This is a genomic window from Thermomonas fusca (genome assembly GCF_005862345.1).
Classification (GTDB): domain Bacteria; phylum Pseudomonadota; class Gammaproteobacteria; order Xanthomonadales; family Xanthomonadaceae; genus Thermomonas; species Thermomonas fusca.
Map to the genome: position 1 here is coordinate 133044 of NZ_SROY01000006.1, position 23736 is coordinate 156779.

The 23736-nt window shown below is 68.8% G+C and carries 17 protein-coding genes, 1 tRNA gene and 1 riboswitch; of the genes, 12 read left to right on the forward strand and 6 right to left on the reverse strand.

Annotation, left to right across the window (positions count from 1 at the left end; all coding sequences use genetic code 11):
- Positions 1 to 73: 73 nt before the first annotated feature.
- Positions 74 to 3394: a type I restriction endonuclease subunit R gene (locus E5S66_RS12295; protein WP_212745357.1), complete on the reverse strand. Its 3321-nt coding sequence runs from the start codon at positions 3392 to 3394 to the stop codon at positions 74 to 76.
- A gap of 139 nt (positions 3395 to 3533) precedes the next feature.
- Positions 3534 to 3610 (reverse strand) — tRNA-Met (locus E5S66_RS12300).
- Between the two features lie 191 nt (positions 3611 to 3801).
- Between E5S66_RS12300 and E5S66_RS12305 the strand changes: the two genes are divergently transcribed.
- Entirely contained in the window at positions 3802 to 4347 is a 546-nt protein-coding gene (locus tag E5S66_RS12305) for an RNA pyrophosphohydrolase (protein WP_138349667.1), read from the forward strand.
- Between the two features lie 155 nt (positions 4348 to 4502).
- Positions 4503 to 4898 carry a phasin family protein gene (locus tag E5S66_RS12310; RefSeq protein WP_028840227.1) on the forward strand — a complete coding sequence of 132 codons (396 nt, stop codon included), beginning with the start codon at positions 4503 to 4505 and terminating at the stop codon, positions 4896 to 4898.
- A gap of 107 nt (positions 4899 to 5005) precedes the next feature.
- On the opposite strand, the gene E5S66_RS12315 is transcribed toward E5S66_RS12310, so the two are convergent.
- Positions 5006 to 7267 (reverse strand): patatin-like phospholipase family protein, encoded by a 2262-nt coding sequence (locus tag E5S66_RS12315; RefSeq protein WP_138349669.1) that lies wholly within the window; start codon positions 7265 to 7267, stop codon positions 5006 to 5008.
- A gap of 188 nt (positions 7268 to 7455) precedes the next feature.
- On the opposite strand from E5S66_RS12315, the gene E5S66_RS12320 reads away from it, so the two are divergent.
- Both E5S66_RS12320 and E5S66_RS12325 read left to right on the forward strand, forming a co-directional pair.
- Complete coding sequence (locus E5S66_RS12320) at positions 7456 to 8646, forward strand: efflux RND transporter periplasmic adaptor subunit (protein WP_138349671.1); 1191 nt, start codon at positions 7456 to 7458, stop codon at positions 8644 to 8646.
- A gap of 14 nt (positions 8647 to 8660) precedes the next feature.
- Positions 8661 to 11825, forward strand: coding sequence for an efflux RND transporter permease subunit (locus E5S66_RS12325; protein WP_138349673.1), 3165 nt, complete (start codon positions 8661 to 8663; stop codon positions 11823 to 11825).
- Positions 11826 to 11967: 142 nt separating this feature from the next.
- On the opposite strand, the gene bioD is transcribed toward E5S66_RS12325, so the two are convergent.
- Positions 11968 to 12645 (reverse strand): dethiobiotin synthase, encoded by a 678-nt coding sequence (gene bioD, locus E5S66_RS12330; protein ID WP_138349675.1) that lies wholly within the window; start codon positions 12643 to 12645, stop codon positions 11968 to 11970.
- Between the two features lie 68 nt (positions 12646 to 12713).
- On the opposite strand from bioD, the gene E5S66_RS12335 reads away from it, so the two are divergent.
- The 8 genes from E5S66_RS12335 (at position 12714) to E5S66_RS12370 (ending at position 20293) form a co-directional block, all read left to right on the forward strand.
- Positions 12714 to 13199 (forward strand): GAF domain-containing protein, encoded by a 486-nt coding sequence (locus E5S66_RS12335; RefSeq protein ID WP_138349677.1) that lies wholly within the window; start codon positions 12714 to 12716, stop codon positions 13197 to 13199.
- Positions 13196 to 13567: a TfoX/Sxy family protein gene (locus E5S66_RS12340; protein WP_138349679.1), complete on the forward strand. Its 372-nt coding sequence runs from the start codon at positions 13196 to 13198 to the stop codon at positions 13565 to 13567. Before E5S66_RS12335 ends, E5S66_RS12340 begins: the two co-directional genes overlap by 4 nt.
- 32 nt (positions 13568 to 13599) lie before the next feature.
- A riboswitch (cobalamin riboswitch) is annotated at positions 13600 to 13828 on the forward strand.
- 126 nt (positions 13829 to 13954) lie between these two features.
- Positions 13955 to 15838 carry a TonB-dependent receptor domain-containing protein gene (locus tag E5S66_RS12345; protein ID WP_138349681.1) on the forward strand — a complete coding sequence of 628 codons (1884 nt, stop codon included), beginning with the start codon at positions 13955 to 13957 and terminating at the stop codon, positions 15836 to 15838.
- Between the two features lie 178 nt (positions 15839 to 16016).
- A complete protein-coding gene (locus E5S66_RS12350; protein ID WP_138349683.1) occupies positions 16017 to 16625 on the forward strand; it encodes a TetR/AcrR family transcriptional regulator in 609 nt (202 codons plus the stop codon).
- Positions 16622 to 17773 (forward strand): efflux RND transporter periplasmic adaptor subunit, encoded by a 1152-nt coding sequence (locus tag E5S66_RS12355; protein WP_138349685.1) that lies wholly within the window; start codon positions 16622 to 16624, stop codon positions 17771 to 17773. Before E5S66_RS12350 ends, E5S66_RS12355 begins: the two co-directional genes overlap by 4 nt.
- A complete protein-coding gene (locus E5S66_RS12360; protein ID WP_138349687.1) occupies positions 17770 to 18972 on the forward strand; it encodes an ABC transporter permease in 1203 nt (400 codons plus the stop codon). Before E5S66_RS12355 ends, E5S66_RS12360 begins: the two co-directional genes overlap by 4 nt.
- Positions 18973 to 18974: 2 nt before the next feature.
- Entirely contained in the window at positions 18975 to 19685 is a 711-nt protein-coding gene (locus E5S66_RS12365; RefSeq protein ID WP_138349689.1) for an ABC transporter ATP-binding protein, read from the forward strand.
- A 197-nt stretch (positions 19686 to 19882) separates the two neighbouring features.
- Positions 19883 to 20293, forward strand: coding sequence for a cytidine deaminase (locus E5S66_RS12370; RefSeq protein WP_171033554.1), 411 nt, complete (start codon positions 19883 to 19885; stop codon positions 20291 to 20293).
- 71 nt (positions 20294 to 20364) lie between these two features.
- Here E5S66_RS12370 and E5S66_RS12375 read toward each other — a convergent pair whose 3' ends face one another.
- Complete coding sequence (locus tag E5S66_RS12375) at positions 20365 to 21669, reverse strand: thymidine phosphorylase (protein ID WP_138349691.1); 1305 nt, start codon at positions 21667 to 21669, stop codon at positions 20365 to 20367.
- Positions 21670 to 21807: 138 nt separating this feature from the next.
- Positions 21808 to 23640: a glutamine--fructose-6-phosphate transaminase (isomerizing) gene (gene glmS / locus E5S66_RS12380; protein ID WP_138349693.1), complete on the reverse strand. Its 1833-nt coding sequence runs from the start codon at positions 23638 to 23640 to the stop codon at positions 21808 to 21810.
- Positions 23641 to 23736 lie beyond the last annotated feature (96 nt).

Sequence of the window (23736 nt, forward strand, 5' to 3'; positions counted from 1 at the left end):
ATGCCTTGCCCTAGCCTTGATGCGTTGGCGACATGTCTGCTTTGGGTCGAAAGCAGCCGCTCCCGCCCTTGCACTACACCACCCAGGCATCCGCCAACAGCTCCGCCTGCGCAATCACCTTCTCAATCGCCTCCGGCTGCTTGTCCGGTGGATACCGGTGCGTGGCCAGCAGCACCTTCACCATCGCCACCATCTTCGCGCGCGAGTCCTTACGGTTCTGCCAGTTGATCGTCGCCGACTTGCGTAGCTTGTCGGTCAACTCCTGGGCCAGCGCGCGCAACACGGGGTGGCCGAGTTCTCGCACGGCAGATTCGTTCTCCGCCAACGCCTGGTAGAAGGCGAATTCCTCCTCGCTCATGCCGTCCGGCGGGCGTGCCTCGTTGATTTCCCGGGCCAGCCGGATCAGCTCTTCGATCACTTCGACCGTGGTCAGGCCGCGGTTCTGGTAGCGGTTGATCGCTTCTTCCAGCCGGGTGGCGAATTCCTTGCCCTGCAATGCGTTCTTTTGTCCGCGTGAGCGGATCTGGTCGGCTAGCAGGCGTTCCAGCAGTTCGGCCGCCAAGTTCTTCGTCGGCATCTCGCGGATCTGGGCGAGGAAGCGTTCGTCCAGCAGGCTGATGTCCGGCTTGTCCAAGCCGAGCGTGCCGTAGAGATCATTGACGCCTTCCACCAGCACGCCCCGGGCCACGAGTTGGCGCAGCGCGGCCTCCTTTTCCAGCCGCGACAACCCGCCTGCAGAACGGGTCAGCTTGATCAGGCTCACGCGGACCGCCTGGAAGAAGGCGATCTCTTCACGGACCGCCATCGCCTCGGGCCGGGTACCGGCCAGCGCCTGTGCCTTGGTCAGCTTGGCGACTTGGTCGAGGTAGGCGCGCACTCCTCGGTTGCGGCCCTTGTCGTCGGCTTCTGGGTTCAGCTTGAGGATGTGCTCCATCGCCGGGGCGAGCAGAGCCAGGGCGCGCTTCGGATCCTCGAATCCGCTGCAGTCGAAGCCTGCAAAGAACTCCTTACGAACCACATCCAGGGTGTCGAGCAAGATGCCCAGCGCCGCGCCGGAGGTGTCCACCGGCTCTCGCTCGGCACCGCTGTCGCGGGTGTATTGGCGGATGGCCTTCTTCAGCTCCTCGCCAATGCCGATGTAGTCCACCACCAGGCCACCAGGCTTATCCATCCAGATGCGGTTGGTGCGGGCGATGGCCTGCATCAGGCCGTGGCCCTGCATGGGCTTGTCCACGTACAGGGTGTGCACGGGCGGGGCATCGAAGCCAGTCAGCCACATGTCGCGCACGATCACCAGTTCCAGCGGCGTCTCGTGCGGCTTCAGCTCGTCGGGCGACTGCTTGAAGCGCTTCTCCAGCAGCTTGCGGTCGGCTTTGTCAGTGCGGTGCGGCTGGAAGTGCGGCGGGTCGGCGGAGCTGCCGGTCATCACGACCTTAATCCGACCGGAGTTGATGTCGTCTGCATGCCAGTCCGGGCGCAGCTTCACGATCTCGTCGTACAGCCGGACCGCGGCCTCGCGCGAAACGGCCACGATCATCGCCTTGCCGGCCACGGACTCCTTGCGTGCCTCCCAGTGAGCCACAAGGTCTTCGGCCAGGGTCGCCATCCGCCCGTCGGCCATGGCCAATGCCTCCAGCCGGGTGTAGCGGCTGGCAGTGCGGTTCTGCTCGGCCTCATCCTCGTCACCGGTAGCGTCGAGGAACTCGTCCATCAGCGCCTGCTTCTCGGCCTCGTTGAAGCGCAGCTCGATGATCCGAGACTCGTAGCTAACCGGCACCACCGCTTCGTCTTCCTGTGCGGCGATCATGTCGTAGACGTCGACATAGCTGCCGAAGACGGCCTCGGTGTCGCGGTCGTCCAGGCTCACAGGCGTGCCGGTCATGCCTAGGTAGATGGCATTCGGCAGGGCATCGCGCATGTACTTGGCCAGGCCGTACTTGGTTTTGCCAGTCTTCGTGTCCAGGTCGGCGCGGAAGCCGTACTGGGTGCGGTGCGCTTCGTCGGCGATCACCACCACGTTGTCGCGCTCGCACAGTACCGGCACCGAGGTCAGACCGGGCTCGGGCGCGAACTTGTTGATGGTGGTGAAGAACACCCCGCCGGCCTGCACCTCCGACAGCATCCGGCGCAGGTCCTCGCGACTGTCGGCCTGGGTGGGTGTGGCGCGCAGCGACCAGGCGCTATCGGAGAATGTTTCGTAGAGCTGGCCGTCCAAGTCGTTGCGGTCGGTAACCAGCACCACCGTGGGATTGCGGAACTCCTGCCGATCGCGCAGCGCCATCACATAAAACAGGGCCAGCAACGACTTGCCCGAGCCTTGGGTGAACCAGATCACGCCGCCCTTGCCATCCTTGCGCTGGGTTAGCGCTTCGACCGCGCGCTCGACTGATTTCTTCACCCCGTGATACTGGTGCCACTGGGCAATGATCTTGAAGCTGGCGCCGCCGTCGGCCCCGGCATAAGCAACGAAGCCGCGGAAGAAGTCCAGCAGCGTCGCCGGGTTGAGCAGGCCGCGCATGAGTACTTCCAGCTCCAGCTGCCCGTCGCGGACCTTCTTACCGTCCAGCAGCCGCCAGCGCGAGTAGCGCGACAGATCGGCACTGAGCGATCCGTAGCGCGCAACCGTGCCGTCTGAAACGACGTTGAGCAGGTTGAACCAGAACAGCTGCGGAATCTCGGCCTTGTAGTTCTGGATCTGGTTCCAGGCGGACTCGAAGTCCGCGTTGAGGTCGGCCGGGTTCTTCAGCTCGACCACCACGAGCGGCAAGCCGTTGACGAACAGCACGATGTCCGGCCGCCGCAGCTTTACGCCCTGTACGGTGAACTGGCGCACGGCCAGCAGGTCGTTGTGGCCATCAGGGTCGATCACCGGGACGCGCAGCACCTCGCGTCGGCCGTCGCTGGCGTTGCGCTCAAGGGGCACGCCGTTGCGCAGCCAGTCGTAGAGCTCGCGATTGCCGTCGATCAGGGACTGGTGCCCATAGCCGGCGATCTTCATCACCACAGCGTCTACATCGGATGCCGGGAGTTCGGGATTGAGGCGGATGATGGCTTCGCGGACCCGCGGTGCCAGCACCACGTCCGACCAGCGCTCGCGCACGCCCATCTCGCCACCCGGCGCAACTGCCTCGCCCTCGACGATGGCCCAGCCCGTGTTGGCCAGCCACTCCAGGCAGGCGTCTTCGAGGTGATGTTCCTTCATTACCTTGCGCAGTCCCGATGTCCCCCGGGGCAGTATGCCGCCGAATGGCTCACGGAATTGGCGGCCGTTGGGCGCAAGCCCGTCGATGGCACCGTCGTGCAGGTGGGCCGGGATTCCAGTGTCGGGGTCGCTTTCGCGGGTCTGGCTGTTGCTGTGACACATGGATCTGTCACAGAACCTGTCACAAGCCATTCCGGTGGGTTCCGGGGATGACCGACGGCGATCCTTCAGAAGTGGTCCGCAAGTTGGCTGTGACAGTCGAACTGGCACAAAAAAGCCCGCTTTCGAGGCGGGCTTTAGTCATCCAACGCATTGATTTATAGGGAAACTCTGGTGGCTATGGGTGGACTCGAACCACCGACCCCAGCATTATGAGTGCTGTGCTCTAACCGGCTGAGCTACATAGCCAGATTTCCCGAATTGTTCGCGTTGACCCCGACATTATGAGTGCTGTGCTCTAACCGGCTGAGCTACATAGCCGACGCGAACCCGGAATTATTCCGGGTTTGGCTGCCGTCGTCAATTGGCGCGGCTTGCGGCTTGCGGCTTCACGGCCCGGCTGGCAGAGTCGGAGGCAGTAGATTTCTGGAGTCCGCATCGTGATCGATCCGGACGGGTTCCGGCCCAACGTGGGCATCGTGCTGATGCACGAGGACGGGCGTGTGTTCTGGGCGCGACGCGTGCGCCGGGACGGCTGGCAGTTCCCGCAGGGCGGGATCAACAGCGATGAAACCCCGCTGGAAGCGATGTACCGCGAGCTGCAGGAAGAAACCGGCCTGCAGCCCCGGCATGTGGACGTATTGGGCGCCACCCCCGGCTGGCTGCGCTATCGGTTGCCGCCGCATGCCATCCGCCATCGCGACCGGCTGGTCTGCATCGGCCAGAAACAGGTCTGGTACCTGCTGCGGTTCAAGGGCAGCGAGGCCGACCTGCAGCTGGACCTGACCGAAACCCCCGAATTCGACGGCTGGCGCTGGGTGCACTTCTGGTACCCGCTGGACCACGTGGTGACCTTCAAGCGCACCGTCTACGCCCGCGCGCTGGGCCACCTGGCGCCGATGGCGCGCGACGTGGCCGGAGTGCTGGCGATCCCGGAGCCGGCGATGCCCGCGCCGCTGCGCTCCGGGCACGCACCGCGGCGTTGACGCCAAGCCTGCCGGCGCGCGGCCGGAAGGCGAAACTGAATGCATGGCGACCGCTCGTCGGCCCGATGTTGCATTGCAACAATTCCTGCCGTATGTTGCATCGCACAAACCGGAGATTCCCCCATCCGGTGCCACGGCAACGCCAGGAGAACGCCATGTACCAGTTCAACGACCAGTTCAGCAAGGCCACCAGCCAGTTCGCCGAAGCCGCCGCCAGCGTCAACCGCCTCGCCCTCGAGAATGCCGAGAAGGCGTTCGGCCTGCAGCTGGCTGCGATCAGCGAAAACCTCAACGCCAGCTTCGCCTTTGCCGGCGAGCTGATCGACGTGCGCGACGCCGAGGACCTGAAGGCCGTGTGGCCGAAGGGTATCCAGATCGCCCGCGCCAATGCCGAGCGCAGCTTCGGCGCCGCGCAGGAAGCGTTCGCCGGCACCCTGAAGACCAACGAAGCCATCGGCTCGCTGGCCAAGAACCAGTTCGAGCAGGCCGGCGCGCAGGTCAAGGCCGAAGTCGAGAAGGCCACCAAGGCCGCCTCGAAGACTGCCAAGTAATCCCCCCCCCCGGGACTGACGCAGGCCCGCTCCCCCTTCGGGTTCTGCGCTCGATCACCCGGCGGCTTCGGCCGCCGGGTTTTTTTTGCCTGCGATCCCGGCCGGCTTCAGCGCGGCTCCTGCCGCAGCATCGAGCCGAAGCTCAGGTACCAGGAATCGGCACCGCTGCTGTTGCGGCCGAAGCCCAGGAACACCGGCCCCAGCGGCGTGTCCAGCCCGCCGAACACACTGCCGGCGACCACCGCGCTGCCGCTGCCGAAGGCGCTGCGGGTATTCCAGACGTTGCCGGCTTCCACGCTGGCGCCCATGTACAGCGGCAGCGAGAACAGCCGGCTGGTATCGCCGGTGCGGCGATAGAACACCGCCCGCGTCAGCGCGGCCTGGCTGCCGACCAGCGAGCGTTCGGCGAAACCCGACAGGTTCAGGAAGCCGCCCAGGAAGGTCTGCGAACGGAAGCCGCTGGCGTCGTCCTCCAGCGCGCTGGCCACGCGCGCGCCCAGCAGCAGGTGATAGCGCTTCCATGCCAGCACCCAGTCCAGCGACGCGCGCGCCACTTCGCCGTCGGCGCGGGTGCCGGCCCAAGGGTGCAGGGACAGCACTTCGAGGTTGGCGCGGCCGCCGCGGGTGGGGAAGTCGATGCTGTCCAGGCTGTCCCAGGTGGCGCCGGCACGCAGCCCGGCGAAACTCTCCGAGCCCACCTGCACCAGCCCGGCGCCGCCCACGTCCAGACGCGCGCTGTCGCGCCCGCCGACCAGCGCCAGCTCCATCCGCCAGGTCGGCTGCGGCGAATAGCCCAGGCCGATGTCGAACTCGCGCCGCCGCAGCCGGTATTCCGCCAGCTGATCGCCCTGCCGCCACAGCGGCAGCGATTCGCTGCGCACTTCCACCGCCGGCCGCAGATAGAACGCGCCGCGCGTGCCGAACGGCTGGTACAGCTCGCTGCGCAGGCCGGTGATGCGACCCAGCTGGATCAGGTTGCGCCACTTGCCGCCAATCCGGTTGGCGTCGCTGAACACCAGCTCCGCCGACAGCAGGTAATCACTGCGGCCGTTGAAGTCGTCGTCCAGCTGCAGCCCGACCTTGCCGGATGCGGTCCACGCCTTCTGCTGCGGCTGCACCACCAAGGCGGCCCTGCCGTCGCGCGGCAGCAGGCGGTAGTCGATGGTTTCGAAGCGGCCGTCGCCGTAGGCATTGCCGATCGCGCGCTCGGTCGCGGCCACGTCGAAGGGTTTGCCCACCAGCGCCTCGGTGGCCCATGCCACCCGCCGGGTGGCCGAGGGCGTCTGCCCGGGCTCGACGTCGAGGAAGGCGACCAGCCCCGGATCGAAGTCGCGATGGCGCTGGCGCGCGCGCAGTGCGGCGTACTCCGCGACGGGCAGCGCCAGCGCGCGCAGCCGCGGCAGCTGCGCTTCGGCGGCACGTTCGCCCATCGCCACCGCTTCGGCCGAGCGATGGAAGTCCGCGGCGGTGATGTCGCCCAGCACCGGCTGCAGCAGCACGTCGGCATCACCCAGCGTGGCCAGACTGCGCGCGGTCTTCTCCGCCATCAACGCGGTGATCACCTGGTCCAGCACCACCGCCGGGTTGGTCAGCGCGTCTTCCTTGAGCAGCTGCGAACCCACGTCCACCACCACCATCGGATGCGCACCCATCGCGCGGACCTCGTCCACCGGCACGTTCTCGGCCATGCCGCCGTCCACCAGCAGCTGCTCGCCCACCTTGACCGGGGCGAACGCGCCGGGCACCGACATGCTGGCGCGGATCGCCACCGCCAGGTCGCCGTCGGCGAACACCTTCTTCCTGCCGGTGACGATGTCGGCGGCCACCGCGCGGAACGGGATCGGCAGCTGGTCGAACCCTTCCGCACGCCAGGTCGACAGGGTCAGCCGGCGCAACAGCAACATCAGCTTCTGCCCGCGCACCAGCCCCGCGGGGATGCCGAGGCGGCCGTCGCGATAACCGATCTCCAGGTCGATCAGGTGGCGAAAGTCCTCCTGCTTGCGCTCCATCGGCAGCTGCGCGCGCGGCGGGCCGTCGACGAACATGTCGTTCCAGTCGATGGTGGCCAGCAACCGCTCCAGCTCGTCGGCGTCGAAGCCCGCCGCGTACAGCCCGCCGACGATCGCGCCCATGCTGGTGCCGGCGATCGCGCAGACCGGGATGTGTTCGCGCTCCAGCACCTTCAGCACGCCGACGTGGGCGGCGCCACGCGCGCCACCTCCCCCCAGCACCAGGCCCACGCAGGGCGCATCGGACGGCGCCACACCCGGCTGCGCCGGCGCGCCCGCCGACCACAGCCCCAGCAACAACACCGCCACCACGCCCCGCATGCGCATCCGCCCCATCGCCTGTTCCAGATCCCCGACCATCCGGCCGATCCGCAACTTTACTGTCACCCCGCAGCGCGCATCATGACCACCGGCACATGAGTCGCATTTGCGCTGGCATTTACTATACCGGCGGGTATATGATCCCCGCTCTTTTCGCCCGACCTCCCGCAGCCGCGCATCTCTGCCTGCAGGCGCAAACGCGTCGCCGACCTTCCCAGGAATCTCCCATGACAGCCCAGTCTTCCCGTCGTCCGCCCCGCCCGGCCCTGCGCTGGATCCTGATGCTGGTCGGCGTCGCCGTGGTGTTCGGCGGCGTGCTCCTGTTCAAGGCGTTCTTCGCCAAGCAGACCAACAATTTCTTCGACAACATGCCGCAGCCGGCGGCCGCCGTGTCGGCCACCATCGCCAAGCCGCAGCGCTGGGCCGAGGGCGGCGAGGCGGTAGGCACGCTGGTGGCGGTCAACGGCACCGACGTCACCACCGAAGCCGGCGGCGTGGTCCGCAGCATCGAGTTCGAGGCCGGGCAGCCGGTCGCCGCGGGCGCGGTGCTGGTGCGGCTGAACACCGCCAATGAAGCGGCCACCCTGAAAGCGCTGGAAACCTCGGCCAGGCTGGCCGAAACCCAGGCCCACCGTTGGCAGCAGCTGGGCAAGGACAAGCTGGTTTCGCTGGACGAAGTGCAGCAGCGCACCGCCGCCGCCGCCGCCGCGCGCGCGCAGGTGGAAGCGCAGCGCGCGCTGATCGCGCAGAAGACCATCCGCGCGCCGTTCGCCGGCGTGCTTGGCATCCGCAAGGTCAACCTCGGCCAGTTCCTGGCGCCAGGCGCGCCGGTGGTCAGCCTGCAGCAGCTCGACCCGATCTACCTCGAATTCAGCCTGCCGGAACAGCTGATCGGCCAGATGGTGGACGGCACCAGCGTGCGCGCCACCGTCGATGCACTGCCCGGCCAGTCATTCGAGGGCAAGGTCACCGCGGTGGAGCCGCAGGTCGATACCAATACCCGCAACTTCCGCGCCCAGGCCACCCTGCGCAACCCGGACGGCGCGCTGCGCCCGGGCAGCTTCGCCAAGGTCGGCTTCGACCTCGGCAGCGAGCGTGAGGTGGTGGTGATCCCGCAGACCGCGATCAGCTTCAATCCCTACGGCAACGCGGTGTTCGTGATCGGCAAGGTCAAGCGCAAGCCCGGCGAGAAGGACATGCAGGGCAAGCCGCTGACCGGCGACAAGCTGGTGGTCACCCAGCGCTTCATCAAGACCGGCAACACCCGCGGCGACCTGATCGCCGTCACCAGCGGCCTCAAGGCCGGCGAACAGGTGGTCACCTCCGGCTTGTTGAAGCTGCGCAACGGCGCCGAAGTGACGATCAACAACGACGTGCGCCCGGCCGCCGACGCGCAGCCGGAAGTCGAGAACAGGTAAGGCCGGGACTGCCCATGAAATTCACCGATATCTTCATCAGGAAGCCGGTGCTGGCGATGGTCGTCAGCCTGTTCATCCTGCTGTTCGGCCTGCGCGCCTTCAGCGAACTGAACGTGCGCAAGTACCCCGAGATGCGCAACGCGGTGGTCAACATCAGCACCACCTATTTCGGTGCCGACGCCGACCTGATCCAGGGCTTCATCACCACCCCGCTGGAACGCGAGATCGCCAGCGCCGAAGGCATCGACTACCTGTCGTCGACCAGCTCGGCCGGGATGAGCAACATCCAGGCCTACATCCGCCTGGACAAGGACCCCAGCGAAGCGCTCACCCAGATCAGCGCCAAGGTCAACAAGATGCGCGGCCAGCTGCCGCCGCAGTCGGAAGACCCGGTCATCGATCTGCAGCAGGGCGAGCAGATCGCCGCGATGTACGTGTCGTTCGCCAGCGAGACGCTGGACAACAACCAGATCACCGACTACCTGACCCGGGTGATCCAGCCCAAGCTGGTGACGGTGGACGGCGTGCAGCGCGCGGACATCCTCGGCGCCGGCACCTTCGCCATGCGCATCTGGCTGAAGCCGGAAAAGATGGCCGCGCTGCAGGTCACCGCCAGCGACGTGTCGAACGCGCTGCAGTCCAACAACGTGCTGGCGGCGGTGGGCTCCACCAAGGGCCAGATGGTCGCCATCGACATGACCGCGCGCACCGACCTGCGCAATGCCGACGAGTTCCGCAAGCTGATCGTGCGCGAACAGGACGGCGCCATCGTGCGGCTGGGCGACATCGCCGACGTCGCACTGGGTTCGGAAAGCTACGGCACCTCGGTGCGCATCAACGGCGAGTCGGCGACGTTCATGGGCATCTACGTTGCCCCGGACGCCAACTCGCTGGACGTGATCAAGGCGATGCGCAAGGTCTGGGACAACGAGATCGTGCCGCAGCTGCCGCAGGGCATGCAGGCGAGCATCCCGTACGACAGCACCGAGGCGATCCAGGACGCGATCGACGAGGTGATCCGCACGCTGATCGAAGCGCTGCTGATCGTGATCGTGGTGATCTACCTGTTCCTGGGCTCGGTGCGCAGCGTGCTGATCCCGGCGCTGACCATCCCGCTGTCCCTGATCGGCGGACTGTTCCTGATGCTGCTGATGGGCTTCACCATCAACCTGCTGACCCTGCTGTCGATGGTGCTGGCGATCGGCATCGTGGTGGATGACGCGATCATCGTGCTGGAGAATATCCACCGCCACATCGAGGAGGGCATGAGCCCGTTCGACGCCGCCATCCGCGGCGCGCGCGAACTGGCCTGGCCGGTGGTGGCGATGACCACCACCCTGATCGCGGTGTACCTGCCGATCGGCTTCCAGGGCGGCCTGACCGGCGTGTTGTTCACCGAGTTCGCCTTCACCCTGGCCGGCGCGGTGCTGCTGTCGGGCGTGATCGCGCTGACGCTGACGCCGATGATGAGCTCGAAGATCCTGCAGCCGCACGATCCCGACCATCCCAAGAGCAAATTCGAGAACTGGCTCGACAGCCGCTTCGAAAAGCTCCACCACGGCTACCAGCGCAAGCTGCACAGCGCACTGGAAACCAGGTCGGTGATCGCCGCATTCGGCCTGATCGTGCTGGTGAGCTGCGTGTTCCTGTACATGGGCGCGCCCAAGGAACCGGCGCCGGTGGAGGACGAGGGCTTCATCTTCTCGGTCGCCAGCGCCGACCCCATCGCCACGCTGGACTACGTGGAGCGCTATACCGAGGAAGTCACCAAGATCGCCAAGACCGTGCCCGAAGTGCAGGACTACTTCCTGTTCAACGGCGGCTTCGGCGGCGGTGGCGGTGCCAGCCCCAGCGCGATGGCCGGCTTCGTGCTGAAGCCGTGGAGCCAGCGCAGCCGCTCCACCAACGCGGTGTTGCAGCAGGAGCTGCAGCCGAAGATGTCGCAGGTCACCGGCCTCAACATCTTCGCGCTGGTGCCACCTTCGCTGCCCAGCGCCGGCGGTGGCGGCGGCGGTGGCGAGTTCGTGATCGGCGGCGTGGGTGAGCTGTCGCAGCTGTCCGAGCTGGCCGACGCGATCCTGCAGAAGGCGATGGCCAGCAAGCGCTTCATCTTCCTGGACAAGGACCTGAAGATCGACAAGCCGCGCATCGAGGTCAACATCGACCGCGACAAAGCGGCCACGCTGGGCATCGACATGCGCACGCTGGCGGCCGACATGTCGGCGATGCTGGCCGGCGGCTATTCCAACCTGTTCTCGATGCAGAACCGCGCCTACCGGGTGATTCCGCAGGTGCAGCGCAGCGACCGCCTCAACGCGGCGCAGCTGGAGAACTACTACACCCGCACCCGCGACGGCGAGCTGATCCCGCTGTCCACCATCGTCACCCTCGAGGAAAGCGCGCAGCCGCAGTCGCTCAAGCGCTTCCAGCAGCTCAACGCTGTCTCCATCACCTTCGCCCCACGCCCCGGCGTGAGCAAGGGCGAGGCGCTGGCGATCCTGGACCAGGCGGCCAAGGAAGTGCTGCCGCAGGGTTACAGCGTGGACTACGCCGGCGAGTCGCGGCAGTTCAAGCAGGAAGGCTCGGCGATGCTGATGACCCTGGCGCTGGCGCTGGTGGTGATCTTCCTGGTGCTGTCGGCGCAGTTCGAAAGCTTCCGCGACGCGCTGATCATGCTGCTGACCGTGCCGATGGCGATCTGCGGCGCGCTGCTGGCGCTGAACGTGCTGGCGCTGCTGTCGCAGGTGCTGCAGTTCGCAGGGATCGAGGCGTTCCCCGGCATGAGCATCAACATCTACACGCAGGTGGGCCTGGTCACGCTGGTGGGCGTGATTTCCAAGCACGGCATCCTGATCGTGGAGTTCGCCAACAAGCTGCAGATCGAGCAGGGCCTGTCGAAGCGCGAAGCGATCGAGGAAGCCACCGGCATCCGCCTGCGCCCGGTGCTGATGACCACCGCCGCGCTGGTGTTCGCGATGATCCCGCTGCTGATGGCGAAGGGCCCGGGCGCGGCGTCGCGCTTCTCGATGGGCGTGGTGATCGCCTCCGGCATGACCATCGGCACGCTGTTCACCCTGTTCGTGCTGCCGGCGTTCTACCTGTACCTGGCCCGCGACCACGCGCACGCCGGTGGCAAGGAACATTCGTCGCTGCCGCCGCCGGAACCGCAGCACGGTTGATGGCCGCCGGCTGATGCAATGTGAACGCCCGGGGAAACCCGGGCGTTTTTTTGCGAGTTCACGAAGCCCCATTGTCCGGCCGCGGCGAACCTGCTGCCCGGCACAGCGGCGCATGCGGGAAGACCCGCTTGCCCCAACCGGCCTACGTGCCCAGCACGGGCACCCGCAGATGTCCTGCCAGCAGCATCGGATCGACGCCCGGCCCATGCGGCAGCACGCCCCAGCACGGCGCCGGCAGGCGTTCGCGCAGCATCGCGATGTTGTCCTCCACGCGCGCCATCGCCGGATCCACATGCGAGGCGATCCAGCCCGCCAGGTGCGCGCCGTCGTCCACGATCGCCCGCGCACTCAGCAGCGCATGGTTGAGGCAGCCCAGCCGCAGCCCGACCACCAGTACCACCGGCAGCCGCAGCGCGCGCACCAGGTCCACCTGCATCATCGATGCCGACAGCGGTGCGGCCCACCCGCCCACGCCTTCCACCACCAGCGCATCCACCTGCGAAGCCAACCGCGCATGCGCGGCGAGGATCGGGGTCAGCCGCACCTCCGTGCCGGCATCGCGCGCGGCCAGCTCGGGCGCCAGCGGATGTTCCAGCGCGAACGGATTGATGTCGGCGTAAGTCAATCCCGGCGCACCGGCGGCCTGCAGCGCCAGCGCGTCCTCGTTGCGCCACTGCCCGTCGATGCGCTCGCAGCCGCTGGCGACCGGCTTCATTCCCGCCGCGCGCAGGCCGTGCGCGCGCAGCGCATGCAGCAGCGCGCAGCTGGCCAGGGTCTTGCCGATGCCGGTGTCGGTGCCGGTCACGTAGATCGAGAACATCGCGCGCTCCGCCCGTCGTGATGGGCTGCGATGGTAATCGCAGCTGACCTGGTTGCTACACTGCGCGAATGAGCTTTACCGCCACCACGCTGACCGGCAGCAAGCCGGAACAATACGCCCAGCTGCTGGAACAGGCGCGCGCGCTGCTGCACGGAGAGCGCGACCGCACCGCCAACGCCGCCAACCTGTCGGCGCTGGTCTACCACGCGCTGCCCGACCTCAACTGGGTCGGCTTCTATTTCTTCGACGGCACCGAACTGGTGGTGGGCCCGTTCCAGGGCCTGCCGGCCTGCGTGCGCATTCCGCTGTCCAAGGGCGTGTGCGGCGCTGCCGCCAGCACCCGCGCCACCCAGCGCGTGGAAGACGTCAACGCCTTCCCTGGCCATATCGCCTGCGATTCGGCCAGCCGCTCGGAACTGGTGGTGCCGCTCTACCAGGGCGAGACCCTGCTGGGCGTGTTCGACATCGACAGTCCGATTCCCGCACGCTTTTCCGTTGAAGACCAGCATGGCCTGGAAGCGATCGCCCGGGCGTACCTGGAATCGCTTGGATGAACGTGAAGCTGCGCAACATCGGCCCCAAGTCCGCGGCGTGGCTGCGCCAGGTCGGGTTGCGCACCCGCGAGGACTTGGCAGAGGCGGGCACGGTGGGCGCCTTCATGAAGGTGCGTCGGGCCGGCTTCAAGCCCAGTCTCAATCTGCTGTACGCGCTGGAAGGCGCGCTGCAGGACTGCCACTGGCAGGACGTCCCCGATGCACGCCGCGTCGAGCTGGTGCAGGCCGCCGAAGCCGCCATCGCGCTGCTGCCGCCGCCGCGCGGACGGCCCGCCGCGGCGCCGGTGACCACCACCCATCATGAGGAAGCGGCGGCACCGGCGTTCGCCCTGTTCGACGACGACCGCCACGGCGGCTCCGCCGATTGACCCAAGGCAAGGGTACGGCCGCGGCGGCAGGCTACAATGCCCGCGCTTGAGGTGACCTTGCGGAATGCTCCGCGGGTTGAAACGGGAAGCCGGTGACGAAGCGCGAAGGCGCCTCCAGTCCGGCGCTGCCCCCGCAACGGTAAGCGCGACAACTCCGGCATCGGCCACTGTGCATGCGCATGGGAAGGCGCCGGAGGGGAACATCCTGCGATGGATGCGCCGCGCGCGAGCCCGGAGACCGGCCACAGGCATGTCTGATGGCGATGCGGAGGGCGTCGCGCGGCCCCGCGCGTGCGCCTGCGTCCGCCTGTGTCCGTGATTCCCCCGCCGTTGCCGTCGCCCACCATCCCAGGGCGCGCGGGCGTGCGCGCCGGAGAATCCACGAACATGAAGTTCCATCGCGATACCGTCTTCCGCCTCAGCCCGCTGGCGTTCGCACTGGCGCTACCCGGCCCGGCACTGGCGCATGGCGACGACGCCACCGACCTCGACAGGGTCGTCGTCACCGCCACCCGCACCGCCACCACCGCGGACGCCGCGCTGGCGGCGGTGGAGGTGATCGACCGCGCGCAGATCGACGCCAGCAGCGCGCGCTCGCTGCCGGAGCTGCTGCGCGGCCGCGCCGGCATCACCCTGGTCAACCAGGGCGGCCTGGGCAAGCTGTCCACCCTGTTCCTGCGCGGCACCGAATCCGACCACACCCTGTTCCTGATCGACGGCGTGCGCGTCGGCTCGCCAGCCTCCGGCCTGACCATGCTGCAGGACCTGCCGCTGGCGCAGATCGAGCGCATCGAAATCGTGCGCGGCCCGCGCTCGTCGCTGTACGGCGCCGATGCCATCGGCGGGGTGATCCAGATCTTCACCCGTCGCGGCGAGCGGGAAGGCATCAGCGGGCGTGGGCGCATCGCCGCCGGTAGCCACGGCCTGCGCGAGGCCTCGGCCGGCCTCGACCTGCGCGGCAAGCGCGGCGGCGTGGGCGTGGACGTGGCGCATCAGGAAACCGATGGCATCAACGCCTGCCTTGGCTTCTACAACCCGGCGACCTGGGCCGGTGCCGGCTGCTTCATCGTGCCGGGCACCCACCTGGACCGCGACGGCTACCGCAACAGCAGCGCCAGCCTGCGCGCCGACTTCGCGCCTAACGATACGTGGCAGTTCGATGCCCGCGCCACCCGCGCCGAAGGCCACAACGACTACGACGGCGACTACGTGGACAACTCCGACATCGTCCAGCAGACCGTCGGCGGCAGCGTGCGCTGGGCCCCGGCCAGGGATGTGCAGTTGAAGCTGACCCTGGGCCGCAACAGCGACGATTCCAACAACTACATCGGCAGCGTCTTCAGCAACCGCTTCACCACCAGCCGCGACAGCGCCAGCCTGCAGGCCGACCTTACGGTGGCGCAGGGGCAGCTGCTCAGCGCCGGCTTCGACTGGCTGCGTGATCGCGCCAACATCGTCGATGCGTGGTCGCCGTTCGCCGCCGCCCGCGGCAACCGCGCCGTGTTCGCCCAGTACCAAGGCGATTTCGGCGCGCACGACCTGCAGCTGTCGCTGCGCACCGACCGCAACGACCAGTTCGGCGCCCATGCCACCGGCGGCATCGCCTGGGGCATGGACATCGCCGACGGCTGGCGCCTCACCGCCAGCCACGGCACCGCGTTCAAGGCGCCCAGCTTCAACGAGCTGTACTACCCCGGCTACAGCAATCCGCTGCTGCGCCCGGAGCAGTCGCGCAGCAGCGAGCTGTCGTTGCAGCGCAGCGGCGACGGCTGGCAGGTGCAGGCCAACGCGTACCACAACCGCATCGATGACCTGATCGCCTGGGACGCCAGTCTCGGCAAGCCCGGCAACGTCGAGCAGGCGCGCATTCGCGGCCTGGAGCTGACCGCCAGCGTGACGCTGGGCGAATGGGACCTGCGCGGCCAGCTGGGCTGGCTGGACGCGCGCAACGCCAGCACCGGCTTCGGCCACGACAAGCGCCTGGCGCGCCGCCCCACCCGCAGCGCGCGCATCGACCTGGACCGCGAGTTCGGCGACTGGGGCTTCGGCCTGTCCGCCATCGGCGAGGCCGCGCGCTGGGACGATGTCGGCAACAGCCTGCGGGTGGGCGGCTACGGCACTCTCGACGGCCGCCTGTCGTGGCGCTTCGCACGCGGGTGGACGCTGCAGGCCAACGTGGTGAACCTGTTCGACAAGCGCTACGAAACCAGCGCCTGGTATGTGCAGCCGGGCCGCGAGTACGCCCTGAGCCTGCGCTGGCAGCCGCAATGAGTTGAGGGAGGCGGCACCGCAAGGACGCGCGCAGGGATGCGACGGGGCCCGGCAGGAATGCCGGGCTTTTTTGTGCCGGCGGTCGGGATTTTCGCTGCAGGGCGGGCTGCCCACTTGCAAACCGGACGGGGCGCGCCCAGCATAGTGAGTAATTGATTACTCACTGTCCGGAACTCCGATGAGCCTGCGTCCCCGCCCCCTGCCCGCCGACGAGCGTCGCGCCGCCACGGTGGAAGCCGTGGTCGAACTGGCCGCCGAGCAGAACCCCGGCGACATCACCACCGCCGCCATCGCCCGGCGCATGGGCCTGACTCAGGGCGCGCTGTTCCGGCACTTCCCCAACAAGGACGCGATCCTCGAAGCGGTGCTGGGCTGGGTCAGCGAACGCCTGCTGGCGCAGCTGGACCAGGCGGCGGCCTCTGCCGCCACCCCGCTGGCCGCGCTGGAGGCGATGTTCATGGCCCACGTCGGCTTCGTCGCCCGCCACCCCGGCGTGCCGCGGATGCTGTTCGGTGAGCTGCAGCGCCCCGGCGACACCCTCCCCAAGCGCATGGCGCAGACCCTGACCCAAGGCTATGCCCAGCGCCTGCGCGGGCATCTGGCGGCGGGCATCGCGCGGCAGCAACTGGATGCCGGGCTGGACCTGGACGCCGCCGCCACCCTGTTCATAGGCACCGTGCAGGGACTGGTGATGCAGTCGCTGATCGCCGGCGACGTGGCGCGCATCCGCCGCGATGCGCCCGGCGTGTTCGCCATCTACCGCCGCGGCATCCGGAGCCAGCCATGAGCCTGCCACGCCTCTCCCGCCGCACGCTGATGCTGGTCGCGGCGATCATCCCGCTGGCGCTGCTGTTCGCCTGGGTTGCGGTGCGCTCCGGCCCGCTGGCGCCGATCGAAGTCACCACCATCAGCGTGGCCAAGCGCAGCATCGCGCCGGCCCTGTACGGCATCGGCAGCGTGCAGGCGCGCTACAGCTACAGGATCGGCCCGACCTACGCCGGACGACTGCAGCGGCTGGACGTGCACGTGGGCGATGCGGTCAAGGCCGGGCAGGTGCTGGGCGCGATGGCGCCGGTGGACCTGGACGACCGCATCGGCGCGCAGCAGGCCGCCATCGCCAGCGCGCAGGCGGCGCTGCAGCAGGCGCAGGCGCGCCAGCGCTATGCGCAGGCGCAGGCGCAGCGCTACGGCCAACTGGCGCAGCAGCAGCTGGTCAGCGTGGAAACCGCCTCCGCGCGCCGGCAGGAGCTGGACGTGGCCAATGCCGGCCTGGCCGCCGCGCGCGACGACATCCGCCGCCTGCAGGCCGAACGCGACGCGGTGCAGGCGCAGCGCGGCAACCTGGCGCTGGTGGCGCCGGTGGACGGGCTGGTGGTGGCGCGCAACGCCGACCCCGGCACCACGCTGGTGGCAGGGCAGGCGGTGGTGGAAGTCATCGACCCGTCCAGCCTGTGGATCGACGCCCGCTTCGATCAGATCGCCGCCGGCGGTCTGGCCGGGGGACTGCCCGCCGATATCACCCTGCGCTCCGGTCCGGACGGCGCGCACGCGGGCACGGTGCTGCGCACCGAGCCGGTGGCCGACGCGGTGACCGAGGAAACCCGCGCCAAGCTCGTGTTCACCACCCTGCCCGCGCCGCTGCCGCCGCTGGGCGAACTGGCCGAAGTGACCGTGCATCTGCCGGCGCAGGCGGCGATGCCCGCCATTCCCAACGCCGCCATCCGCACCGTGGGTGGCCAGCGCGGCGTGTGGAAGCTGGTCAATGGCGCACTCGAGTTCGCGCCGCTGGCACTTGGCCGCAGCGACCTGGACGGCAACGTGCAGGTGCGCAAGGGGCTGGCCGGCGGCGAACAGGTGGTGCTCTACAGCGAGAAAGCGCTGACCGCCAACAGCCGCATCCACGTGGTCGAACGGATCCGGGGCACCGCGCCGTGATCAGCCTGGCCGGCCGCGACATCCTGCACGCCTGGGGCAAGTTCCTGTTCACCGGGATCGGGCTGGGCCTGCTGATCGGGGTCACCCTGACCATGGCCGGGGTGTATCGCGGCATGGTCGATGACGGCAAGGTGCTGCTGGACAACAGCGGCGCCGACCTGTGGGTGGTGCAGCGCGACACCCTCGGCCCGTATGCGGAATCCTCCAGCCTGCCGGACGACCTGTGGCGCGACATCCACGTGCTGCCCGGGGTGGCGCAGGCCGCCAACGTCACCTACCTCACCATGCAGGTGCGGCAGGGCGAGCGCGACGTGCGCGCGATGGTGGTCGGCATCGCCGCAGGCAGCCCCGGCACGCCCGGCTGGCCGCCGCAGCTGGTGGCGGGCCGGCAGATCACCCGCGGCCATTACGAGGCGGTGGCCGACGTCGCCGGCGGGTTCCGCCTCGGCGACACGCTCGGCATCCGCCGCCATCGCTACACCGTGGTCGGGCTGACCCGGCGCATGGTGTCGTCCAGCGGCGACCCGATGGTGTTCATCCCGCTGAAGGACGCGCAGCAGGCGCAGTTCCTCAAGGACAACGACGCGATCCGGATGCAGCGCCGACGTACCGCCGAAAACCCCGCCTTCAACCGTCCCGGCGTGCCCGGCCTGCTGGACGCGGTGAACGCTTCACAGGCCAGCAACAGCGCGGTCAACGCGGTACTGGTGCGGCTGGCGCCCGGCCACGCCGCCAGCGAGGTGGCCGAACCGATCCGGCGCTGGAAGCGGCTGACCGTGTACGACCGCCCGCAGATGGAGGCGATCCTGGTGGGCAAGCTGATCGCCACCTCGGCGCGCCAGATCGGCATGTTCCTGGTGATCCTGGCCGCGGTCAGCGCCGCCATCGTCGCGTTCATCATCTACACCCTGACCATGGACAAGATCCGCGAGATCGCCGTGCTCAAGCTGATCGGCACCCGCAACCGCACGATCGCGTGGATGATCCTGCAGCAGGCGCTGGTGCTGGGCGTGATCGGCTTCGTGGTCGGCAAGATCAGCGCCACCTTCGCCGCGCCGCTGTTCCCCAAGTACGTGCTGCTGGTGCCCGGCGATTCGGTGCTGGGCTTCTTCGCGGTGCTGCTGCTGTGCGTGGCGTCCAGCGTGATCGCCATCCGGATGGCGCTGAAGGTCGATCCGGCCGAAGCGATCGGGGGTTGAGCATGGCCGCCACCGGCATCCGCATCGAAAGGCTGAGCAAACGCTACGGCAGCGGCGACACCGCGGTGCTGGCGCTGAAGGACGTCAACATGCAGGTCGCGCCCGGCGAAGTGGTGGGCCTGATCGGCCCGTCCGGCTCCGGCAAGAGCACGCTGCTGAAAAGTCTCGGCGCGGTGATCGATCCCAGCGCCGGGCGCATGCAGCTGGGCGATGAAGTGATCTTCGACGACGGCTGGAAGGTGCGCGACCTGCGCGCGCTGCGCCGCGACAAGATCGGTTTCGTGTTCCAGGCGCCCTACCTGATCCCCTTCCTCGACGTCACCGACAACGTCGCCCTGCTGCCGATGCTGGCCGGCATGCGCAACGACGCGGCGCGCGCGCGGGCGCTGGAGCTGCTCACCGCGCTGGACGTGCAGCATCGCGCCCGGGCGATGCCGTCGCAGCTGTCCGGCGGCGAGCAACAGCGGGTGGCGATCGCGCGCGGGCTGGTCAACCGTCCGCCGGTGATCCTCGCCGACGAACCCACCGCGCCGCTGGATTCCGAGCGCGCGCTGGCGGTGATCCGCCTGCTCAACGACATGGCGCAGCGCTTCCAGACCGCGGTCATCGTGGTGACCCACGACGAGAAGATCATCCCCACCTTCAAGCGCATCTACCACATCCGCGACGGCGTGACCTTCGAGGAAGCCGGCGAAGGCCGCGGCTTCGACTGAGCCGGCCGCAATCGGGTGGCTTCGGCCCGCGCCGTTGGCTGCGCGCAGACCTCCGGTTGCTGCGCGACGAGCCGGCGCCGACGCTGCGCGAACTGGCGGCGCAGCCGGCCAGCGCATACGACGCAGCATGTGCCGCAATCGTGCGCAGCTGGCCGCCGCGTGCCACCATGCGTGGCCATCTGTTCGATGACACCGCAATGTCCGATCTCGATACCCTGCGCACGCGCGCCCTGCAGGCCGCGCAACAGGCCTATGCCCCGTATTCGCGGCTGCGCGTCGGTGCCGCGCTGCGTTCGACCGCCGGCCAGGTCTACACCGGCTGCAACGTGGAGAACGCGTCCTACACCCTCGGCAACTGCGCCGAGCGCGCGGCCATCGCCGCCGCGGTGCAGGCCGAGGGCGCCGGCTTCCGGCTGGCCGCCATAGCGGTCACCGCCTTCGATTCCGCCGGCGACGTGCTGCCGATTTCTCCCTGCGGCGGCTGCCGGCAGGCGCTGGTGGAATTCGGCGAAGACGCGACCGTGAGCTTCCGCCAGCCCGACGCGCAGTGGCTCGAGGTGACGGCGGGCGCACTGCTGCCGCATCGCTTCAGCTTTCCCGAGCGCTGAAGCACCGGCAACGCTGCGGTCATCGCGCGGGCTTGTGACTGCCCTCGTCGACGACAGGCAGACTCCCCGCGCTACAGCCAACGCCACGCCGGTACCGCCGCAGGCACGGTCTCGCCCAGCGTGAATGCCGCACGCACCTGCGCCGCCGCACGCTCGGCATCGGCGGCGGTACGCGCATGCACGATGGCCAAGGCCGCGCCAGCTTCCAGCCACTGGCCGCGTTCGGCCACCTCGGACAGGCCCACCGCCGGGTCGATGGCCGCGCCGGGCACGCGCCGCCCGCCGCCCAAATCGACCACGCATTCGCCCAGCGCGCGCACGTCGATGGCCTGCACCACGCCGGCTGCCTGCACAGTGACCTCCCGCTGCACCGGCGCCTGCGGCAGCGCGTGCGCGAACACATCTACCGGCCCGCCAAGCGCCGCCACCATCCGCGCGACGCGCTCCGCCGCCGCGCCGCTGTCCAGCGCCTGGCGCGCGCGCAACAGCGCCGCGTCCTCGCTTTCCGCCAGCCCTGCCATGTGCAGCAGGCGCGCCGCCTGCGCCAGCACCAGCGCCTCCAGCCGCAGGCAGCGCGGGCGGCCCGCCAGCAGGTCCAGCACGCCCCGTACCTCCAGCGCATTGCCCGCGCTGCGCCCGAGCACCTGGCCCATGTCGCTGAGCATCGCCGCCAGCTGCAGGCCGCTGCCTGCCGCCACCGCCTGCATGCGCGCGGCCAGCGCCTGCGCATCGGCTTCGGCCGGCGTCTGCGCGCCGCTGCCGGTCTTGATGTCCAGCACCAGCGCCTGCGCGCCGCCGGCGAGCTTCTTCGACAGGATCGAGGCCACGATCAATTCGGGCACGTCGACCGTGGCGGTGACGTCGCGCACCGCGTACAGGCGGCGGTCGGCCGGCACCAGGTCCGCGCTCTGGCCGACGATGGCACACCCCGCCTCGCGCACCACCCGCGCCAGCCGCGCGGGGTCGGGATTCACGTCATAGCCGGGCAGGCTTTCCAGCTTGTCCAGAGTGCCGCCGGTATGGCCCAGGCCGCGCCCGGAGATCATCGGCACATACGCGCCGCAGGCCGCCAGCAGCGGCGCCAGCGCCAGGCTCACGCAATCACCGACGCCGCCGGTGGAATGCTTGTCCAGCACCGGGCCAGGCAGGTCGCGCCAGTCCAGCCGGCGGCCGGAATCGCGCAGCGCGAAGGTGAAGTCGCGGCACTCGGCGGCATCCAACCCACGCCATGCCACCGCCATCGCGAACGCGCCGATTTGGCCCTCGCTCCACGCTTCGCCGGCGATGCCATCGGCCAGCGCCTGCCACTGCTCGGCGTCGAGCCTGCGCCCTTCGCGCTTGGCGCGGATCAGCGCAACGGCGGACCAGGGTTTCATGCGGAGCGCGCGCAGCGCTGGCCGCGCGAAAGAGGGCGAAGCGACATCGGGATCACCGCAGGCAGCCGAAGACCGGCGGCGCCAGCCTAGGCGCGACGGCGCGCGCCGGCCTTGATCCAGGACAATCTTCGCCGCTGCTTATTCCACCGTGACCGACTTGGCCAGGTTGCGCGGCTTGTCGACGTCGGTGCCGCGTGCCAGCGCGGTGTGGTAGGCCAGCAACTGCACCGGGATGGCATGCACGATCGGCGAGAGGATGCCGACGTGGCGCGGCGTACGGATCACGTGCACGCCTTCGGATTCGCTGAAGCTGCTGTCGGCGTCGGCGAACACGAACATCTCGCCGCCGCGCGCGCGCACTTCCTGGATGTTCGACTTCACCTTCTCCAGCAGCGCGTCGTTCGGCGCGATCACCACCACCGGCATCTGCGTGTCCACCAGCGCCAGCGGGCCGTGCTTGAGCTCGCCGGCCGGGTAGCCCTCGGCGTGGATGTAGGAGATTTCCTTGAGCTTGAGCGCGCCTTCCAGCGCGATCGGGTAATGCGTGCCGCGGCCAAGGAACAGCGCGTGCTGGCGCGGCGCGAAGCTCGAAGCCCAGGCCGCCACCTGCGGCTCCAGGTTGAGTGCGTGCTGCACGCTGCCGGGCAGGTGGCGCAGCGCCTCAAGCAGCTCGCCTTCGCGCGCCTCGTCCAGCTGCCCGCGCAGCTTGCCCAGCGTCACCGCCAGCGCGAACAGCGCGACCAGCTGGGTGGTGAAGGCCTTGGTGGAAGCAACGCCGATCTCCGCACCGGCGCGGGTCAGGAACACCAGCCTGCTGGCGCGGGGGATGGCCGACTCCGGCACGTTGCAGATCGACAGGGTCTTGTCCTGTCCCTGCGCCTTGGCGTACTTCAGCGCCTCCATCGTGTCCAGGGTTTCGCCGGACTGCGAAATGGTGACCACCAGCTGCTTCGGATTGCCCACCACCTTGCGGTAGCGATATTCGCTGGCGATGTCGACCGCGCACGGAATGCCGGCCAGCGCCTCGATCCAGTAGCGCGCGGTCAGGCCGGCGTAATAGCTGGTGCCGCAGGCGAGGATCTGCACCGACTCGACATCCGCCAGCACGCTGGCCGCGTCCTTGCCGAACAGCGCCGCATCGAATCCGCCGGCATCGACGATGCCCTCCACGGTGTCGCCGATCGCGCGCGGCTGCTCGTGGATTTCCTTCTGCATGAAGTGGCGGTACGGGCCCAGTTCCAGCGAGGCCAGCGACACGTCGGACACGTGCACCTCGCGTGCCACCGGCGCATCGCTGGCGTCGAACACCTGCACGCCGTCGCGGGTGAGCTCGGCGGTATCGCCCTCTTCGAGGAAGATCACCCGGCGCGTCGCGGAGACAATCGCGGAGACATCCGAGGCGACGAAGTTCTCGCCCTCCCCCAGACCCACCAGCAGCGGGCAACCCATGCGCGCGGCCACCAGCGTGGACGGATCGCGCTTGTCGATCACCGCCAGCGCGTAGGCGCCATGCAGCTCCTTCACCGTCGCCTGCAGCGCGGCCAGCAGGCTGCCGCCCTGGGCGCGGTGGTGGTGGATCAGGTGGGCGACCACTTCGGTATCGGTCTGCGAGGTGAACTCGTAGCCCAGCGCCTCCAGCCGATGCCGCTGCGCCTCGTGGTTCTCGATGATGCCGTTGTGCACCAGCGCCAGCTCGCCATGGCTGATGTGCGGATGTGCATTGGATTCGGTGACCCCGCCGTGGGTGGCCCAGCGGGTGTGGCCGATGCCGAGGCGGGCATCCAGGCCTTCCGCCAGCGCGGCGGCCTCCATCTCGGCGACGCGGCCGGTACGGCGCACCCGGCGCACGGCCTCCCCGGACAACACCGCGATGCCGGCCGAGTCGTAGCCGCGGTATTCCAGTCGCTTCAGGCCATCCACCAGCAGAGGCACGACGTCACGGTTGGCGATGGCGCCGACGATTCCACACATGCTGGCACTGCTCCGTTTGGGGACGTGGAAGTGTAGTCGCAGCGGGCGGACGGGTGTCCGCGCGGACACCGGGATGCGTCCGCCCGGACACCGGAC

What these genes read in the sequence shown, in the direction of transcription:
- E5S66_RS12295 (WP_212745357.1), bottom strand. Translation starts at nt 3,394, where the DNA reads ATGGCTTGTGACAGGTTCTGTGACAGATCCATGTGTCACAGCAACAGC.
- E5S66_RS12310 (WP_028840227.1), top strand. Translation starts at nt 4,503, where the DNA reads ATGTACCAGTTCAACGACCAGTTCAGCAAGGCCACCAGCCAGTTCGCC.
- E5S66_RS12315 (WP_138349669.1), bottom strand. Translation starts at nt 7,267, where the DNA reads ATGGTCGGGGATCTGGAACAGGCGATGGGGCGGATGCGCATGCGGGGC.
- E5S66_RS12320 (WP_138349671.1), top strand. Translation starts at nt 7,456, where the DNA reads ATGACAGCCCAGTCTTCCCGTCGTCCGCCCCGCCCGGCCCTGCGCTGG.
- E5S66_RS12325 (WP_138349673.1), top strand. Translation starts at nt 8,661, where the DNA reads ATGAAATTCACCGATATCTTCATCAGGAAGCCGGTGCTGGCGATGGTC.
- bioD (WP_138349675.1), bottom strand. Translation starts at nt 12,645, where the DNA reads ATGTTCTCGATCTACGTGACCGGCACCGACACCGGCATCGGCAAGACC.
- E5S66_RS12335 (WP_138349677.1), top strand. Translation starts at nt 12,714, where the DNA reads ATGAGCTTTACCGCCACCACGCTGACCGGCAGCAAGCCGGAACAATAC.
- E5S66_RS12340 (WP_138349679.1), top strand. Translation starts at nt 13,196, where the DNA reads ATGAACGTGAAGCTGCGCAACATCGGCCCCAAGTCCGCGGCGTGGCTG.
- E5S66_RS12345 (WP_138349681.1), top strand. Translation starts at nt 13,955, where the DNA reads ATGAAGTTCCATCGCGATACCGTCTTCCGCCTCAGCCCGCTGGCGTTC.
- E5S66_RS12350 (WP_138349683.1), top strand. Translation starts at nt 16,017, where the DNA reads ATGAGCCTGCGTCCCCGCCCCCTGCCCGCCGACGAGCGTCGCGCCGCC.
- E5S66_RS12355 (WP_138349685.1), top strand. Translation starts at nt 16,622, where the DNA reads ATGAGCCTGCCACGCCTCTCCCGCCGCACGCTGATGCTGGTCGCGGCG.
- E5S66_RS12365 (WP_138349689.1), top strand. Translation starts at nt 18,975, where the DNA reads ATGGCCGCCACCGGCATCCGCATCGAAAGGCTGAGCAAACGCTACGGC.
- E5S66_RS12370 (WP_171033554.1), top strand. Translation starts at nt 19,883, where the DNA reads ATGTCCGATCTCGATACCCTGCGCACGCGCGCCCTGCAGGCCGCGCAA.
- E5S66_RS12375 (WP_138349691.1), bottom strand. Translation starts at nt 21,669, where the DNA reads ATGAAACCCTGGTCCGCCGTTGCGCTGATCCGCGCCAAGCGCGAAGGG.
- glmS (WP_138349693.1), bottom strand. Translation starts at nt 23,640, where the DNA reads ATGTGTGGAATCGTCGGCGCCATCGCCAACCGTGACGTCGTGCCTCTG.